This window comes from Agarivorans sp. 2_MG-2023, assembly GCF_030548085.1.
Lineage (GTDB): Bacteria > Pseudomonadota > Gammaproteobacteria > Enterobacterales > Celerinatantimonadaceae > Agarivorans.
The window spans coordinates 223,865-239,771 of sequence record NZ_JAUORQ010000006.1 but is presented as its reverse complement, the minus strand read 5'-3'; the positions used below and the strand labels follow the sequence as shown (position 1 = coordinate 239,771).

Here is a 15,907-nt window from a genome sequence, read left to right as displayed (position 1 = left end):
CTTAAAAATCGATGGTTACCCCATCTAACATTCCGCCATCTAAGTTATTCGATTTTTCAGAGCCATGCAATTTAATCATCAAGCGTAAATCGTTTGGCGAATCTGCGTGCGCAATTGACTCGGCATAGCCAATCACACCCGATTCATAGAGTTCAAACAAGCTTTGGTCAAAGGTTAACATGCCCTGTTCACGCGACTTAGTCATGAGCTCTTTCAGTTTATGCATGTCGCCTTTACGAATTAAATCTGCAGCCAATGGGGTGTTAAGCAGGATCTCAAATACACCACGGCGCCCATTACCATCTTTGGTTGGCACTAACTGCTGCGCCACAATTGCTCGCAAGTTAAAAGACAAATCAAAACACAACTGGCGATGACGCTCTTCAGGCACAAGGTGCATAATCCGGTCTAAAGCTTGGTTGGCGTTGTTGGCGTGCAAGGTCGCCATACATAAATGGCCGGTTTCAGAGAACTGCAGGGCAAATTCCATGGTTTCACGAGTACGGATCTCACCAATAAGAATAACGTCAGGCGCTTGGCGCAACGAGTTTTTCAACGCTTCTTCAAACGACGGCGTATCAATGCCCACTTCTCGCTGATTAACAATACAACCAGCATGTTTGTGCATGAATTCCACTGGGTCTTCAATGGTAAGAATATGCCCACTAGAATTGTGGTTGCGGTAATCAATCATGCTCGCCTGAGTAGTCGATTTACCGGCACCAGTTGCCCCTACAAACAGAATCAAACCACGTTTAGACATTCCCACTTCTTTAAGAATTTGTGGCAGTTGAAGCTGCTCAAAGCTAGGAATATCGGTTTCAATTCTACGAATCACCATGCTTGGCTGTTCGCGCTGAAAAAATGCGCTCACACGATAACGGCCCAAACCTTTACGGGCGATAGCAAAGTTAGCCTCTCGTCCGCTTTCGAATGCCTCAATTTGAGCAGGCGTGCGAATGGTCGCCAGCATTTCCATAACATTTTCAGGCATGAGCTTATGCTCGCTTAACGGTGTTAAGCGACCACTCACTTTTGCGCTAGGAGGAACGCCAACCGATAAGTATAAATCGGAGGCTTTACGCTCCGACATATCACTCAGTAGTTCATCAATAAACATGGTGACTCCTAAAAGTTATTTGCGTCAGCTGCTTTAAGCTTAGCGTCTTCATATGACACCATGCCTTGGTTCACTAACTCTTTAAGATTTTGATCAAGGGTTTGCATGCCATGTGCCATACCGGTTTGAATTACCGAGTACATTTGCGCCACTTTATCTTCTCGAATCAAGTTACGAATGGCTGGTATACCAATCATAATTTCATGGGCTGCAACACGGCCGCCACCTAGTTTTTTAAGCAGGGTTTGCGCAATTACTGCACGTAATGATTCAGACAACATTGAACGAACCATGTCTTTTTCAGCCGCTGGGAATACATCAATCACACGGTCAATGGTTTTAGCCGCCGAGGTAGTGTGCAAGGTGCCAAATACTAAGTGACCGGTTTCGGCCGCGGTAAGCGCTAAGCGAATGGTTTCCAAATCACGTAATTCACCCACCAGAATAATATCGGGATCTTCACGCAGCGCCGAACGTAAGGCGTTGTTAAAGCTGTGCGTATCACGGTGAACTTCACGCTGGTTAATCAAACAGTTTTTGTTTTTGTGTACAAATTCGATAGGGTCTTCAATCGTCAAAATATGCTCGTGGCGTTGCTCATTCACATAATCAATCATCGCCGCCAAGGTCGTTGATTTACCCGAACCAGTAGGGCCGGTGACCAAAACTAAACCACGAGGGTGATCTGCAATTTGGCGAAAGATAGCAGGCGCGCCCAATTGGTCTAAATTCAATACTTCCGAGGGAATGGTACGAAACACTGCTGCTGCACCGCGGCTTTGTTGAAAAGCATTTACCCTGAAGCGAGCAACACTTGGCACTTCAAACGAGAAATCGATCTCTAAGTTTTCTTCGTACTCTTTACGCTGCTTGTCGTTCATAATGTCATAAATCAAGCTGTGTACTTGTTTATGCTCTAATGCTGGCATATTAATTTTACGCACTTCGCCATCAACTCGAATCATTGGTGGTAATTCAGCAGATAGGTGTAGATCCGACGCGTTATGTTTTACACTAAAGGCCAGTAATTCAGTAACATCCATTTAATTGTTTCCTCAATGTGAGACTATGAGCAGTATTACCCAAGCACTTCAATTTGTTAACCACGAAATTCAGCAAGCGTTAGCTCAAGCACATCGCCCCAGTGATGCTGTTGATTTATTAGCCGTTAGTAAAACCAAGCCTTTGAGTGACATTGCTGCCGCTTATCAAGCTGGCCAGCGCAAGTTTGGCGAGAACTACGTTCAAGAAGGCGTGGACAAAATAAACCTTAGCCAGCAACAAGCGTGGCTAAACGATCCCATTGAATGGCATTTTATTGGTCCCTTACAATCCAATAAAACCCGCTTGGTCGCAGAACATTTCGATTGGATGCAAACACTAGATCGCGCCAAAATCGCCGACCGCCTAGCCGCTCAACGCCCTAGCAACATGGCACCGCTACAAGTATGTATTCAAGTTAATATTAGCGGAGAGCAAGCCAAATCAGGAGTGAGTCTAGAAGATGTTAATCATTTGGCTGCACACATATCGCAACAGCCACAGCTGTGTTTGCGCGGTTTAATGGCCATTCCACAAAATTTGAATCAAGGCCAAGAGCTTGCGCAACAATTTGCCGCAATGGCCAAAAAATATGCTGAATTGCAAAGCCAGTATGCTAGTGTCGATACCCTTTCCATGGGGATGAGCGGCGATATGCAGCTAGCCATCAATAACGGCAGCACCATGGTGCGGGTCGGCAGTGCTATCTTTGGCCAACGAAGCTAACTTTTACGAATAAAGGAATACAACATGACAGCTCGAATTGCGTTTATTGGTGGCGGTAACATGGCCAGCAGTTTAATTGGCGGCCTAATTGCCAACGGCGCAAATGCTGGCGACATTACCGCTAGCGATCCCAATGTTGAACAACAGCAAAAGCTTCAGCAGCAGTTTTCTGTAAATGTTACCGGTGATAATGGCCAAGCCATAAACCAAAGTGATGTTATTGTGTTAGCCGTTAAACCGCAGCTTATGGCGGTTGTTTGTCAGGCTATCGCCGACTTAGGTATAGACCTGAGCAGTAAGCTGTTTGTATCAATTGCCGCTGGTATTAGCGTACAACGCTTAAAAGGTTTGTTAGGTGAGCAGGTAGCCGTTGTTCGCACCATGCCTAATACTCCCGCTTTAGTTGGCCGCGGCATGACCGGTTTATACGCCCCTAGCGACGTAAGTGCCGAGCAAATCGCCGCTGCAGAACAGCTAATGCAAGCAGTAGGCGAAACCTGCTGGGTGAAGCAAGAAGACGACATTAACCACATTATTGCTGCGGCAGGTAGTGCTCCAGCCTATTTCTTCATGTTTATGGAAGCCATGCAACAGCATGCTGAGCAACTTGGCTTTAGCCCAGAGCAAGCCAGAAGCTTAGTGCAACAATCAGCCTTAGGTAGTGCCGAACTGGTTGCAGCAAACCCAGACCTTGATTTAGCGACACTTCGGGCCAATGTTACTTCTAAAGGTGGTACCACTGCCGAGGCGGTTCGAATTTTTGAAGAACAAGGTTTACGAGAAGTGGTTGCCAACGCCATGAACGCTGCGGTAGAACGCGGTCGTGAAATGGAAAGTTTGTTTTAATTTAATCAGAGGATCCTATGCAAGCGTCTAGTTACTTAATTGAAGTTGTATTCAACCTCTACTTAATGGTGGTGTTGTTACGTGTATGGCTGCAATTGGCTCGTGCCGATTTCTACAACCCACTCAGCCAATTTGTGGTTAAAGTTACTAACCCTGTGGTAGTGCCATTGCGTCGAATCATTCCCGGTTTTGCCGGAGTAGATTGGGCAGCAGTATTTTTAGCCTTAGTGATCTCTTTTGCTAAATGGGCGATTTTGATGCAACTTCGCGGTGGATTTGAAATCACTGCAGTAGCCATTCTAGCGTTGTTCAGCACCTTAAAAGAAGCTGGTATGCTGCTATTCTGGGTATTGTTACTGCGTGCTATTTTAAGCTGGGTAAGCCAAGGTAGAAGCCCGGTTGAATATGTATTAGGCCAGTTAACCGAACCGCTACTGTCGCCAATTCGCCGAATACTTCCATCGATTGGTGGTTTAGATTTATCAGTATTAGTGTTGTTTATTGGGCTTAACTTTCTTAACTTGCTAATTGCTGGTTGGGTACCGTTTTGGAGCTCTCTATAATTGGCCAGCCCGGTTAGTTATGATGACGTAAGCCTGCTTTTGCAGGTTTACGTGCAACCCAAGGCCAGCCGAGATGCCATTGTAGGTTTACATGGCGAAGAGTTAAAAATTGCCATTACCGCCCCACCCATTGATGGTAAAGCTAATCAGCACCTCGCCAAGTATTTAGCCAAGCAATGCAAAGTGGCTAAGTCTCAAGTGAGCATTATACGGGGCGAACTGGGGAGACATAAAACGGTGAGCGTAAGCAACCCCACTATTATTCCCGAGATAATTGCCAAGTTGATGTAACTTTTGTTAGCTACATTCTTTCTATACTAAAACCATATTTGTTTAAAAGGTCGCCATTATGAGTAAGTTTTTATTAATAAGCTTAATCTCAAGTTTGATGTTGTTTACCCTGCCTAGCCGCGCGGAACAAAAGGTAGTATTGGGTGATTACGAAGTCCATTACGTGGCATTTAATTCTACTTTTATTCCCGCAGAAGTCGCCAAAGTATATGGCCTGCAACGCAGCCGCTATAACGGCCTAATCAACATTACGGTATTGGATGGTAAATCGGCTGATAAAAAGCCAGTCGCCGTGAAAATATCAGGCACAGCGCGCAACTTAATTGGCAATCAAACCAATCTAGAATTTAAAGAAATTCGCGAAGGTGAATCGGTGTATTACATCGCCGAATTGCGCCACAGTAATGAAGAAACCTTTCGCTTTAAAGTGATTGTAGATGATGGAAAACGCCAGCAAACCCTCGAGTTTCAGCAAAAGTTTTACGTTGACTAAACGTTTTTCTGGCTAGGTTTCGCCCTAAAGTCATCATTAGGGCGAAAGATTTTAAGCCACTATCTCCATTCTTCAAGCATCGCTACTTTATAGGAACCTTCATGCAAAAAGTTGTACTGGCCACCGGTAACCCCGGCAAAGTTGCCGAGCTCTCTGAGCTACTCAAACCGCTGCAAAAACAGATTATTGCCCAAAGTGAATTTGCAGTTGAAGACGCAGACGAAACCGGCACTACCTTTGTAGAAAATGCCATCATCAAAGCCCGTCATGCTGCCAAAATCACTGGCCTTGCAGCCATTGCTGATGACTCAGGGTTAGCCGTAGATTATCTAAATGGTGCGCCAGGCTTGTACTCATCTCGCTATGCTGGCGCGAATGCAAACGACCACGACAATGTACTTAAACTGCTTGAAGCATTGAAAGATGTGCCCAGCAACCAACGCGGCGCTGAGTTTCATTGTGTATTGGTGTATCTACGCCATGCCGAAGACCCTGCCCCGCTAATTTGTCATGGCAAGTGGCGTGGCACAATTACCACAGATATTCATGGTGCTGGCGGGTTTGGCTATGACCCTGTGTTTTGGGTTGAGCAACACCAAGCAACTTCTGCGCAAATTAGTAAAGCCGATAAAAATGCCTTAAGCCATCGCGGCAAGGCATTACGCCAGTTGCTTACGCAAATGGAAATAGAAGCATGCTAAGCCCTGCGCTAAGTTTGTATGTGCACGTGCCTTGGTGCGTGCAAAAATGCCCCTATTGCGATTTTAATTCCCACGGCTTAAAGCAAAACCTGCCCGAGAAAGAGTACATTCAAGCCTTGCTGGCTGATTTAGACCAAGATTTACAACGCTTCCCTGCCATGCAAGGGCGAGAATTACACAGTATTTTTATTGGCGGTGGCACTCCTAGTTTGCTTTCCGCTCAAGCGATTAGTGATTTACTTAATGGTGTAAAGCAGCGCTTAGTCCTCAGCCCTAACACTGAAGTCACCATGGAAGCCAACCCAGGCACTGCAGAAGCCGATCGTTTTGCTGGCTATTTTCAAGCTGGCGTCAATCGCTTATCAATTGGTGTACAAAGTTTTCAGCAACAACACTTAGACAAACTAGGCCGCATCCATAACGGTGATGAAGCGATTCGTGCCTTTGAGTTTGCCCAGCAAGCGGGCTTTAAACGGATTAACCTAGATTTAATGCATGGCTTACCTAATCAAACGCTTGAGCAAGCCATGCAAGACCTACAGCAAGCTTTTGCCCTTGGCCCAAGCCATTTGTCTTGGTATCAACTAACCATTGAAGCCAACACCGCTTTTGCTTCACGCCCGCCTAAATTGCCTAACGAAGATTTACTCTGGGATATTTATGAACAAGGCCACCAGCAATTACAGCAAGCGGGTTTTAATCAATACGAAGTATCGGCGTATTGCCGCGATGATGATCGCTCGCAACACAACCTCAATTACTGGCGCTTTGGCGATTACCTTGGTATAGGCTGTGGCGCTCATGGCAAACTAAGTGACTTAACTGGCCAGCGTTTGCTTAGAACCGAAAAAGTAAAACACCCTAAAGGCTACCTGGAACACGACCGCGATTTTTTGTTTAAGCAATGGGCTGTGGAACCTGGCGACTTAGCCTTTGAGTACTTTCTAAATCGTTTACGTTTGTTTGAAGATATTCCTAAGGCCGAATTTGAAAACCTAACGGGCTTAGGGCTGGATACGCTTGAATCTTCATTAAGCGATGCCAAGCAGCAAAGCTTATTGGAAGAAAATGAGCACTATTGGATAGTGACAAAAAAAGGCCGTTTATTTCTAAACGACCTTCTTAATTGCTTTACCGATTAAGGATAGGCTTAGGCTTCTCTAGCGAAGATTAAATCCCACACGCCGTGGCCTAAACGGTGGCCGCGGTTTTCAAACTTGGTTAATGGGCGCCATTCTGGGCGTGGCACGTAATCATTGGTTTCTGAGGTGTTTTTATAACCTGGAGCCGCTTGCATCACTTCCAACATATGCTCTGCATAGTTTTCCCAATCGGTCGCCATGTGGAACACACCGCCAACTTTTAGCTTTTTGCGCAGCACTTCTACAAACTCTAATTGCACAATACGGCGTTTATGATGGCGAGATTTATGCCACGGATCAGGGAAGAACAATTGCACAGTATCTAGGCTGTTATCAGCAATACTATCATTCAAGATTTCTACGGCGTCGTGTTCAAATACACGCAGGTTTTTAATCTCAGCGTCAATGGCATCAGCCATACAAGCGCCTACGCCAGGGCGGTGCACTTCAATGCCAATAAAGTTGGTGTCTGGTGCGTTTTTAGCCATTTCAACCAACGATGCGCCCATACCAAAGCCAATTTCTAGTACCGTTTTAGCGTTGCGACCAAATACCGCCTCAAGCGAATAGTTGCTTGCCTGATGATCCAAGCCTAACATAGGCCAAAATTCGCTTAGCGCATTCTCTTGGCGTTTGGTTAAACGGCCTTCGCGTTTAACAAAACTACGAATCTTACGTAAACGTTTGTCTTCTACTTGCTCTTGAGGTGCCTCAGGAGTTGGATTTTGGTCTTGCTCGCTCATGATATTTCCAGACTAGATATTACAGTGACATTCTAAATGTAGAACAGGGCTGGCATTATCCAAAGATCTCGCAGTTGTGCAAGCTTTGCACGCGCGAGTCCTTAAGATTTGTTCTAGCGTTGTTCAGGTAATCTACCCGCCAAGCGCGTGACTAATGCCTGCTGAATCAGCGGGTCTACCGGCTTAACGACCCGCTCTGTGCTAGCGGGATAATTGGTGACACTATTGCCGTTTACCCAATCGTGCTTAGGCCGAATAGGCCGCGCAGTAAAACCACCGCCGCAATTAGGGCAAACATTATCTAAGTGGGTCTCCACGCATTCCACACAAAAAGTGCACTCAAAAGAGCAAATCATTGCGTTGCTAGCATCGGCAGGTAATGGTACTTCACAACACTCACAGCACGGACGTAATTCCAGCATAGTCACTCCTATTCGTTATTGAGTATCTATAATAGAACAAGAAACGGCTTTATAAACATATTGGATACAACACTATTGATGGCAAGCTTTAGGCAACAGCAATTTGGCTTCACCCTGATTGAACTAGTAATGGTGATTGTGATTCTTGCCATTATTGCGGTGGTGGCAGTGCCTAAACTTATCAACCTTAAAACCGATGGCAAAGCTGCAGTACTCAACACCATCGGCGGCTCTATGCAAGAAGGCCTGAGACTGGTTTACACAGAGGCAGCACTGGAAAATAAAGCCATTGGTAATCAGCAAATCAACTACCTTGGCACGCCTTTACCTATTTACAATGGTCATCCTGCCGTAGAGGGAACAGACAGCTTTGAAGAGCTGAATCGACAAATACAGGCTTGGCTAAGCATCGACTCTGTAGCACTAACCACCATTACCGCTAACAACGATGCTGCCCCCTTTTTTATAGATAAATCCACCGCGTTTAATCATATCTATATTTTCTTTTCTGAAGACTTAGCGAGTAAGAGTGTGTTCTTTAATTGTCATGTGCTTTATACCAATCAAGAAAATGGTAGCGGACCTAGCGTAACGGTAAAAACCAGTGATTGTTAAAGCAAACCGCAGCTTCATCATCCCACAGATATCTATTACACTAAGCTTGAATACATTAAAGGACACATCATGAAATCGAAGCCAACAGCGCGCTTGTTTAAAGAACAGCAATTTCATGGTGGCGACGACCCACTTTATCTCGGCAACGGACACAGTTTTAAGCAAGCAGAACACATGGCCACCGTGGTTTACCAACCCGCTCATTTAAACCACAACGCACCACAAGGCATGCAGGGTAAAGGCCGATTAGACGGCACTTGGATTTATAGCGAAGAGCCTGATAAAGCCGAAGGTATTCTGGCTAGCGGGATTGAACTGGTGATGGACTCAAGCTTAGAAGCAAACGCTAGCATCGGGCTACATCAGCATACACACACCGAAGAACTGTATTACCTGCTGAGTGGCGAACTTCAGATCACTGTAGTCGACGGGGAGCAACAGCAAACCCAACACTTAAAGGCTGGTGACTCACACTGCATTCACCCAGGCCAAAGCCATTTTGTGCAAGCCGGTGAAGATGGTGCTCGCTTTATTGTTGTTGCCGCTAAAGTCAGCGTCTAGAGCATATTACTGTGTTAAAAAACCCGCTAAACAACACCATTAACACCGCGGCAATAATTGGCAGTAACTGGGGTATGGTGCATGTTGATGCACTCAAACAAAGTGGCCTAAAAGTCGTTAGCCTTGTCGATTTGGATCTGGCAAAAGCTCAGCGAGTTGCCCCGCAACACAATATTGCACATGCCTGCAACCACATTCAGCACGTTCCTGCTGTAGATTTGGTGCTTATTGCCACACCAGCGCTAAGCCACCAACAGGTTATTAAACACTTTAAAGACAGTGCGATTATTTGTGAAAAACCACTACTGGGTTTAAGCCAAGTAGATAACAACTTTATTTGGCCGCAGCGGCTTTGGGTGAATTATGCCTTTAGCCAACTGGCCAGCGCTAAGCTGCTTGATTCATTGCTTAGTGGCTATTCTCAGCCAGCCCATGTGTGCTTGAACTCACAGGTTAACCTGCCCCTCAACTTTACCTTAGAGCAGTGGTTTTTAGAAACCACTAGCCATCCTTTATCTTGGCTATTACACCGTTTTGGTAAACCTTCTCAACAGAGAAAAACAGTGGACGGCCAAAGGCTGAAATTACAACTACAAGCTGGTAAACACCTCATCGATGTGGATTTTAGCTTAGGTGGACCTGCTGGCATTTTTCATCAAATAGACATCACTATTGGTCAGGATAGCTTATCGCTGAACGGCGAATATGTACCAGGTAAACCTTGGCGATTTTCGCCGGTAATGCTGAATCAACAAGCACAAAACCAAGGTGAATATAGCCCACAAGACTGCTGGATTGAGGCTAATCAACGCTCCAGCCAAAAGATGATTGAACAATTTAGGGGTAACATCTCTCACGCCGATTTTCTTGAGCAAGGGGGTTTTGATGCCAGCAAAGCGCTGTGGTTGGAACTAGCCTTATTCGGTGACAAGTAGCCACACAAAGATAGCGGTTGTTAATTGGCGTAAAGCACGTAAAAATAGAATCACTTTTCTTGATTTGGGCAATCGTTAAAAAATGAAACTCGATAGTAAAGACAAGTTAATACTCGATTTGCTGCAACGAGACGTGAGTATTGCGCTCAACGAGATTGCCGAGCGTGTAGGTTTATCGGCCACACCTTGCTGGCGCCGCGTGCAAAAACTAGAGCAAGCTGGGTTTATTCGCCATAAAGTGGCTCTACTCGACAGAAACAAGCTCAATCTAGGTGTCACGGTGTTTGTTAGTGTTCGCACTTCGCAGCACGATCCCTCTTGGTTAGCGCAGTTTAACCAAGCGGTACAAGACATTCCTGAAATCATTGAAGCCCATCGCATGAGTGGCAGCATCGACTATTTGCTTCAAGTCGTAGTGCCCAGCATTAACGACTACGACAAAGTGTATAAACAACTGATTGAGCGTTTAGCCTTTACCGATGTCAGCTCTGCCTTTTCAATGGAAGTCATGAAATCCACCACTTCTTTGCCCACACATTATTTAAGCTAGCCCGACGTATATGAGTAATACAATTCAAGCATTTCCCACTCGAGTGGTGGACTGGTACCACCGCGCTGGCCGTAAACATCTGCCTTGGCAACAAGACAAAACACCTTACAAAGTGTGGCTGTCGGAAATTATGTTGCAGCAAACCCAAGTGGCTACGGTAATACCTTATTTCGAACGCTTTATGCAGCGCTTTCCTAATGTCACTCACTTAGCAGCAGCGGAAACCGATGAAGTGCTGCACCTTTGGACAGGCTTAGGTTATTACGCTCGCGCCCGTAACCTACATAAAGCAGCCAAAGTGATTGCCGAGCAATACCAGGGGCAGTTTCCAGAAGACATTGAGCAAGTCATAGCGCTGCCAGGTATTGGCCGCTCTACCGCAGGTGCGGTGTTGTCACTTTCTCTTGGTCAGCACCACGCCATACTCGATGGCAATGTAAAGCGGGTATTAGCCCGTCATCAGGCCATCGCTGGCTGGCCCGGTAAAAAGCCCGTAGAAAACCAACTTTGGGAACTTGCTGAAGCAAACACTCCTGCTCAGCAAACCACTGCTTACAACCAAGCAATGATGGATTTAGGCGCGATGATTTGTACTCGCTCAAAACCCAAATGCGAGCTTTGCCCTGTGGCAGAAGACTGTGTGGCACTAGCCACTCAGCGCCAAGGCGACTTTCCAGGGAAAAAACCTAAAAAGGTACTGCCAGAAAAGCCAGTGCAAATGTTAATACTACACTGGCAACATGAATACTTGCTGTTTCAACGCCCCATGCAGGGTTTATGGGGCGGTTTGTACTGCTTTCCAGAAATAGCGCTAGAAGACAGCATTAGTCAATGGTTAGAGGCACAGCAATTAAGTGCCGATGCGATTTACGAGCTAGAACCACTTCGCCACACCTTTAGCCACTACCATTTGGATATTCAGCCAGCATTGGTTGAGCTAAGTGAAGCGCCGCCACTACAAGTCATGGCAGACAACCAACAACTTTGGTATAACATGCAAAACCCGCCAAAAGTTGGCTTAGCGGCCGTAACCGAAAAGCTGCTAAAAATAGCGCAACACGCACTTTAAATTTAAGCCTGCTGTACAACACAGCAGCGCATGTAATAAGGGATAATTATGGCTAGAACAGTATTTTGCCAACGTTTAAAGAAAGACGCCGATGGCTTAGATTTCCAACTGATTCCTGGTGACGTAGGTAAGCGCGTGTTTGATAACATCAGCAAAGAAGCGTGGACTGAGTGGCAAAAGAAACAAACCATGTTCATTAACGAAAAAAAGCTCAACTTGATGAATCAAGACGATCGTGAGTTGCTTCAAGCTGAAATGGTGAAATACTTATTTGAAGACGGCGAAGTAGACATTGAAGGCTACACCCCGCCAAGCAAATAGCCCATGCTAATACCGCATTAAAAAACAGAGCCTTGGCTCTGTTTTTTTACATGGATTATTTGCTATTCGGCGGCACTTGAAAATAAGCACTTTTTGCTGCTTGGTAAGCGTTCAAGTCAACATCTTTCCCCTGGTAAGTCATTCGAATTTGAGTCGGGTCGCTTACTGTGACCGCAAACGGCGCTTGCCCTTGCCACTGCTGATAGGCTCCCTCTTTTAGAGTAGCATCCACTAAGGTGTATTTTTCACTGTCTACAACGCGTATTTTTACCTCGCCATTTACCCTTACACTGATTGACGCAGGGCGGTAATAGTGACGCGGGTAATCATGTGGATACCAATAGTCCCACGGGTCGTCTAGCCAATAAATAGGTGGCGGTAGCACAATGATCGGCGGCAATATTTCTTCCGGTGGAATCACCTCTTCAGGCGGTGGAGCAATCGGAAGCTCGACTTCAGGGTCATCTATTTCGGGCAATACCTCCGCCACAGGTAAGTCTGGCTCGGGGGCTGGCAATGGTTCAGGTTCAGGAAAGTCCGGCTCGGGAAAATCCATCTCCATCTCCATCTCCATGTCCATATCAAACTCATCTTCAGCTGCTAGCTGAGTATTGCCAGCTATACACATTAGGCTAAATAAGGTAAGCACTGTTAATCGACTTTGCATAACTCGCTCTTCGGCAAATAAACTGTTTTGAGCTTAGTCGCTGCCGAGGCGGAGAAGCAAGCTTAAATCGCCCTCTGCCACTATTTGCTAATGAGCTTATCAATGCGTTTCTGCTAAGCTAGTTTTTTTATTCGGGGTAAACGCCGTGGCTTGGCAAATATTAAGTATTGTTGCTCCACTTGTAATTATTGTGGTACTAGGACTGCTTTACGGGCGCAAACATCGCCCCGACATTAGTGCTGCAAATCGCATGAATATGGAAATATTCTGCCCTGCATTAATCTTTTCGGTATTGGCGAATACTCAACTCGAACTAAGCGATTACAGTGAGTTACTGCTGGCATCCATTTGGGTGGTATTAGGTTCTGGGCTTATTTTGTGGCCGTTAATCAAAGTTTTTAAACTTAAAGCGCGCACCTTTCTACCACCAATGATGTTCAACAATGCCGGTAACCTCGGGCTACCGCTGATTATTTTGGCCTTTGGTGAAGCCGCCATGCCCATTGCAGTGATCCTGTTTGTGGTAGAAATGGTATTGCACTTCTCGGTGGGGCTGTATTTTATCGACTCCCAAGCCAAGCTGCTTTCTACCCTAAAAATCCCGGTGATTATTGCTGCTATAGCAGGCCTCATTTGGGGCGGCTTGGAGCTATCCTTGCCCACCATAATTGCTACTCCAATCGACCTGCTCGGTCAAATATCGGTACCACTTATGTTGTTTACCCTAGGTGTAAGATTGATTGACGTGGATTTGAAAGACTGGAAAATTGGCTTATTGGGCGCTGTAGCTTGCCCGCTTAGTGGCTTGATATGTGCGGGTATTGCCATAATGATATTGCCGCTAACACCGCTACAACAGTCTTGTTTGATTTTGTTTTCTGCGCTGCCACCAGCAGTACTCAACTTTATTGTTGCTGAGCAATATCAGGTAGAGCCACAACGCGTGGCCTCTATTGTGATGTTAGGAAACATCGCCAGCCTGTTTTTTATTCCCTTAACATTATTCTGGGTATTACCTGCAGCTTAAGCCAATGCTTAGTCTTCTAAACTCCCGTGCCATTTAAACAAAGCACAATCCTCATTTAGTAATGCCGTTTAATTTAACTATATTTATCTATACAAACTCGATTAATGGATTAACAAATGAAAATAAGAACAAAGTTTTTGTTGCTGTTACTCGCTGGTGTAGTTTTTCCGGTTTTAGTCATCTCAATCATTACTGTATGGAACGTTAGAAGTAATGCCGAACTCAGTTTTGAACAACGAAGTACCGCGGAACTAGGGCATATCGACACCACCTTTTCTATCTACCTCAATGGCTTGGCCGAAGATGCTAAGTTTCTTGCCAACTCCTATACCATCCGTCAGTTAGATCACTCTGTTACCACTTATATGGGCAAAGCAAGTAAACCCATGACCCCCGATAAAAGCGGTGGCGTTGAACAAACAGCGTTTCATTTCATGCGCGAGTTTGGTGAAGCTCGCCCAGACTTAGCCTACGTATATTTAGCCATGGACCACGGTGGTTATATCCAATGGCCACTCGGCAAAAACTCTGCTGACTATGATCCTCGTGTACGCCCTTGGTATCCGCTTTCCATCAACTCTACTACGCCGGTTCGTATTCCTGCTTATCAAGACCTAGTCAGCAAAACACCTTTAGTTGACTACATGGTACGTTTTGAAGGGCAAAATGGCGCCTTTGGTACCATTGGTGTAGACGTGACACTAAACAAACTCACCGACTTAATTAAGAAGATTAAATTTGGCGAACAGGGCTACATCATCATGATTGAGGACTCCAATACCATATTGGCCGACCCCTCCAGCGAAGATAATCTATTCCAAGACATTAACGATGTAACCAGCTACCAAGCCATTAAAGACTCGCCTCCCGGTTTGCACACTATTGAAAAAGATGGTGAAACTTGGTTAGCCAACGTGTATTTATCCCCCGACCTCAATTGGCGCTTTATTGGCTTTATGCCCGCTAGCGAGGTTTACCAACAAGCCAACTCCTTAATTACCTTAATTATGGGCGTGGCTATTTTGATGGTGCTGGTCTTTATTGCGATTGGATTCACCTTGATGAATGTCATCACTAAACCAATGATAACCATTACCGAAGGCCTAGAAGGTATAGCCTCAGGTGAAGGCGACTTAACCCAGCGCCTTAATATCCACTCCAATGATGAATCGGGACAGATGGCCGATGCCTTTAACCGCTTTGTTGAGTCAATAAATGCCTTAGTGGCAAGTATCAAAGGCAATAGTGAGCAAGTAGATAATTCAGCGGCTCATGCCAGCGAGCTGTCTAGCACCATGAAACAAATTGCCGAAGGACAATTGGCTGCTGTAGAGCAAGTATCCACTGCTTTTCATGAAATGGTGGCCACTTCTAACGAAGTGGCCTCAAACTGCAGCCAAGCCGCCACCAGCGCCGATGATAGCCAACATCAAGTGGAAGAAGGTCATCAGTTGATTCAAGATACGGTATTGGCCGTTGGGCAGCTCGAAACAACCTTAAACGAATCAAATCAGGCTATGGATGAACTGTCACAAGAATCGGCCAATATTACGGTCATTCTGGATACCATTCGCGGGATAGCTGAACAAACCAACTTACTGGCGCTCAACGCAGCTATTGAAGCGGCGCGTGCTGGTGAACAAGGCCGTGGCTTTGCTGTAGTCGCCGATGAAGTTCGTACTTTAGCTGGACGTACCGCTGAGTCCACCGAAGAAATCGATAAACTACTAAGTAACCTACGCCAACAAACCGCTAATGTTGCCTCTAAGCTGTCGAGCAGCATTGAGCATTCATCAACTTCAGTTACGGCCACTAATCAAACCAGTACGGTATTTGAGGCTATTTTGCAGTCGGTACTCACTATACGGGATATGGCTACCCAGATTGCAGCTTCGGCAGAAGAGCAGCATTTAGTCGCCGAGGAAATTAATCGTAACATCACTGATATTCACGACGGCTCTAGTCAAGCTAATCAAGTATCACAAGAGCTTGAAGATAGCGCGACCACCTTAAACTCCCTGGCCGGTAGCCTACAGGAAATGGTCTCACGCTTTAAAACTAGTTAGTCACTCTC

20 protein-coding genes are annotated in these 15,907 nt (G+C 45.7%); 15 read left to right on the top strand and 5 right to left on the bottom strand.

Annotated elements, in window-relative coordinates:
- Window position 1: 1 nt before the first annotated feature.
- Window positions 2–1,120: a PilT/PilU family type 4a pilus ATPase gene (locus Q4549_RS11325; RefSeq protein WP_303551472.1), complete on the bottom strand. Its 1,119-nt coding sequence runs from the start codon at window positions 1,118–1,120 to the stop codon at window positions 2–4.
- Between the two features lie 8 nt (window positions 1,121–1,128).
- On the bottom strand, window positions 1,129–2,163 hold the full coding sequence (locus Q4549_RS11320) for a type IV pilus twitching motility protein PilT (RefSeq protein ID WP_137674185.1): 1,035 nt from the start codon (window positions 2,161–2,163) through the stop codon (window positions 1,129–1,131).
- A 25-nt stretch (window positions 2,164–2,188) separates the two neighbouring features.
- Between Q4549_RS11320 and Q4549_RS11315 the strand changes: the two genes are divergently transcribed.
- The 7 genes from Q4549_RS11315 to hemW all read left to right on the top strand — a co-directional run bounded on the left by Q4549_RS11315 (window position 2,189) and on the right by hemW (window position 6,923).
- Entirely contained in the window at window positions 2,189–2,887 is a 699-nt protein-coding gene (locus tag Q4549_RS11315; RefSeq protein ID WP_303551475.1) for a YggS family pyridoxal phosphate-dependent enzyme, read from the top strand.
- Between the two features lie 24 nt (window positions 2,888–2,911).
- Entirely contained in the window at window positions 2,912–3,733 is an 822-nt protein-coding gene (gene proC, locus Q4549_RS11310; RefSeq protein WP_303551478.1) for a pyrroline-5-carboxylate reductase, read from the top strand.
- Window positions 3,734–3,750: 17 nt separating this feature from the next.
- Window positions 3,751–4,296 (top strand): YggT family protein, encoded by a 546-nt coding sequence (locus Q4549_RS11305; protein ID WP_303512327.1) that lies wholly within the window; start codon window positions 3,751–3,753, stop codon window positions 4,294–4,296.
- Entirely contained in the window at window positions 4,297–4,587 is a 291-nt protein-coding gene (yggU, locus tag Q4549_RS11300) for a DUF167 family protein YggU (protein ID WP_303512326.1), read from the top strand.
- A gap of 58 nt (window positions 4,588–4,645) precedes the next feature.
- Window positions 4,646–5,080: a DUF4426 domain-containing protein gene (locus Q4549_RS11295; RefSeq protein ID WP_137674190.1), complete on the top strand. Its 435-nt coding sequence runs from the start codon at window positions 4,646–4,648 to the stop codon at window positions 5,078–5,080.
- A gap of 101 nt (window positions 5,081–5,181) precedes the next feature.
- Entirely contained in the window at window positions 5,182–5,781 is a 600-nt protein-coding gene (gene rdgB, locus Q4549_RS11290; RefSeq protein WP_303551481.1) for an RdgB/HAM1 family non-canonical purine NTP pyrophosphatase, read from the top strand.
- Window positions 5,775–6,923, top strand: a complete 1,149-nt coding sequence (hemW, locus tag Q4549_RS11285) for a radical SAM family heme chaperone HemW (protein WP_303551485.1) — start codon at window positions 5,775–5,777, stop codon at window positions 6,921–6,923. Before rdgB ends, hemW begins: the two co-directional genes overlap by 7 nt.
- Window positions 6,924–6,931: 8 nt before the next feature.
- Here hemW and trmB read toward each other — a convergent pair whose 3' ends face one another.
- Both trmB and Q4549_RS11275 read right to left on the bottom strand, forming a co-directional pair.
- The gene (gene trmB / locus Q4549_RS11280; RefSeq protein WP_303551488.1) at window positions 6,932–7,666 is read right to left on the bottom strand and encodes a tRNA (guanosine(46)-N7)-methyltransferase TrmB; all 735 of its coding nucleotides are present in this window, start codon (window positions 7,664–7,666) and stop codon (window positions 6,932–6,934) included.
- 113 nt (window positions 7,667–7,779) lie between these two features.
- A complete protein-coding gene (locus Q4549_RS11275) occupies window positions 7,780–8,088 on the bottom strand; it encodes a DUF1272 domain-containing protein (protein ID WP_303551490.1) in 309 nt (102 codons plus the stop codon).
- Window positions 8,089–8,166: 78 nt separating this feature from the next.
- Here Q4549_RS11275 and Q4549_RS11270 point away from each other — a divergent pair, with 78 nt between their 5' ends.
- From Q4549_RS11270 to Q4549_RS11245, 6 genes are all read left to right on the top strand, one after another.
- A complete protein-coding gene (locus Q4549_RS11270; protein ID WP_303551492.1) occupies window positions 8,167–8,703 on the top strand; it encodes a type II secretion system protein in 537 nt (178 codons plus the stop codon).
- A 69-nt stretch (window positions 8,704–8,772) separates the two neighbouring features.
- Window positions 8,773–9,264 carry a cupin domain-containing protein gene (locus Q4549_RS11265; RefSeq protein ID WP_303551498.1) on the top strand — a complete coding sequence of 164 codons (492 nt, stop codon included), beginning with the start codon at window positions 8,773–8,775 and terminating at the stop codon, window positions 9,262–9,264.
- An 11-nt stretch (window positions 9,265–9,275) separates the two neighbouring features.
- Window positions 9,276–10,199 (top strand): Gfo/Idh/MocA family oxidoreductase, encoded by a 924-nt coding sequence (locus Q4549_RS11260; protein WP_303551500.1) that lies wholly within the window; start codon window positions 9,276–9,278, stop codon window positions 10,197–10,199.
- A gap of 82 nt (window positions 10,200–10,281) precedes the next feature.
- Window positions 10,282–10,749, top strand: a complete 468-nt coding sequence (locus Q4549_RS11255) for an Lrp/AsnC family transcriptional regulator (protein ID WP_137674198.1) — start codon at window positions 10,282–10,284, stop codon at window positions 10,747–10,749.
- 10 nt (window positions 10,750–10,759) lie between these two features.
- Window positions 10,760–11,818: an A/G-specific adenine glycosylase gene (mutY, locus tag Q4549_RS11250; protein ID WP_303551503.1), complete on the top strand. Its 1,059-nt coding sequence runs from the start codon at window positions 10,760–10,762 to the stop codon at window positions 11,816–11,818.
- Window positions 11,819–11,866: 48 nt separating this feature from the next.
- Entirely contained in the window at window positions 11,867–12,139 is a 273-nt protein-coding gene (locus Q4549_RS11245; protein WP_303551506.1) for an oxidative damage protection protein, read from the top strand.
- A gap of 55 nt (window positions 12,140–12,194) precedes the next feature.
- On the opposite strand, the gene Q4549_RS11240 is transcribed toward Q4549_RS11245, so the two are convergent.
- Entirely contained in the window at window positions 12,195–12,806 is a 612-nt protein-coding gene (locus Q4549_RS11240) for a DUF4115 domain-containing protein (RefSeq protein ID WP_303551508.1), read from the bottom strand.
- Between the two features lie 145 nt (window positions 12,807–12,951).
- On the opposite strand from Q4549_RS11240, the gene Q4549_RS11235 reads away from it, so the two are divergent.
- The gene (locus tag Q4549_RS11235; RefSeq protein ID WP_303551510.1) at window positions 12,952–13,833 is read left to right on the top strand and encodes an AEC family transporter; all 882 of its coding nucleotides are present in this window, start codon (window positions 12,952–12,954) and stop codon (window positions 13,831–13,833) included.
- A 116-nt stretch (window positions 13,834–13,949) separates the two neighbouring features.
- Complete coding sequence (locus Q4549_RS11230) at window positions 13,950–15,899, top strand: methyl-accepting chemotaxis protein (RefSeq protein ID WP_303551512.1); 1,950 nt, start codon at window positions 13,950–13,952, stop codon at window positions 15,897–15,899.
- The last annotated feature ends 8 nt before the right edge of the window (window positions 15,900–15,907 follow it).